Origin of the sequence: Pseudomonas sp. PSB11, from assembly GCF_014596605.1 — a bacterium.
GTDB classification, from domain to species: Bacteria; Pseudomonadota; Gammaproteobacteria; order Pseudomonadales; family Pseudomonadaceae; genus Aquipseudomonas; species Aquipseudomonas umsongensis.
Genome location: NZ_NOIO01000069.1, coordinates 1 through 1309 on the forward strand (window position 1 = coordinate 1; position 1309 = coordinate 1309).

The following is a 1309-nucleotide window of genomic DNA, read 5'->3' on the forward strand; positions in this document are numbered from 1 at the left end:
TGTCTAGTCCTGAAATAGGTTTACATCTATTTCACCCAGCGCCCGATGCACCGCATCGGGCGTTTTGTATTTTAAAGACAGGTGCGGGCGCTCCTGGTTGTAGATCAAGATTGCCTCCCGCACCATCCGTTCAGCCTGTACCAGATCTTTAGGTCGATGGAGCAGGAACTCGCCTTTTAGAATGCCGTTGACCCGCTCTGCCAACGCATTTTGATAACAGTCGTAGCCATCGGTCATCGAGCATGTGATGCCGTGTCTGGCGTGCAGCTTTTGGTAGAGATCGGAGCAGTACTGCACACCTCGATCTGAGTGATGCACTAGTCTCTGGCGCGTTCGACGCGTTTTTAAGGCCATCCGCAGGGCCTGAGCCACCGCGTCGGCATGCAGGCTGCCATGCACGTGATAACCGACAATTTTTCTCGAGTAGGCGTCCGTCACCAGGCTTAAATAGGCCGGGTTGCCGCTCGCGGTGGATAAATAAGTGATGTCGGCCACCCAGACCTGTTCCGGCCTTGTCGCGATGACTTGCTGCGGACCTGGCTTCAGGAGGTTGGGGTGGCAGCGGAAGCGATGATGACTGTCGGTCGTCTTGTGATAGGCCCGTTTTCTACGGACCAACTGGCGGTGATCGCGCAAGACCTCGAACAAGCGATCCCGGCCCACATGCAACTCCTGTTTCTCACGTTCCGCATGCATCAGCGAGTGCAGCTTGCGGGTGCCTATGCAGGGTTGGCGCACGCGGATCTCGCGCACAAAATTGATAAGCTTCTGGTCTTGTTCGAGTCGAGCCCGATAAACCCGATCCCGCTTGTAATAGGCTTGGCGGCTGATTCCCATAAACTGGCAAGCCCTGCTGACACTCAGGGTTTGGGTTTGCGCAACGACTTGCCGGGCCGCTTTTTTACAACGGATACGCCGTAGTCGTTCTTCAGCACTTCGACCACGTCTTCAAAAAATTTGGCTTTCTGATTGGCCAGCGCCAACTGCTCCTCGAGCTCTTTAATTCTCTGCTCGGGAGTTGGCGGCAAGATCGGCTCGTCCATCGGTCGGGTCCTCTGGGAGCGAATGGAGGCGCCTTGGCTCCAGTCCTGTCGACCGTGCTTGCGTAACCAAACCAACACCGTCGACCGGCCCTGAATCCCATAGCGCCGTTGAGCCTCTTTATAACTCAACTCGCCCTTTTCGACTTGATCGACGACCGACAATTTAAAAGTCAGTGTGTAATCTCGTTGACTGCGTTTTGTGCCCGTATCCATTGCACCTTCCTGATAAGAAGCCAGAAGGTGTAAACCTTATTCAGGACGAAGCA

Annotated in this window: 1 protein-coding gene; it reads right to left on the minus strand. The window is 54.9% G+C overall.

What is annotated here, in order from left to right; genetic code table 11:
- Positions 1 to 3: 3 nt before the first annotated feature.
- Positions 4 to 1256 (minus strand): IS3 family transposase gene (locus tag CGA21_RS29690; protein WP_188265689.1). Its coding sequence is split into 2 segments (ribosomal slippage): positions 4 to 905 and positions 905 to 1256, totalling 1254 coding nucleotides; the frame shifts between segments, so codons are not numbered across the junction.
- Positions 1257 to 1309 lie beyond the last annotated feature (53 nt).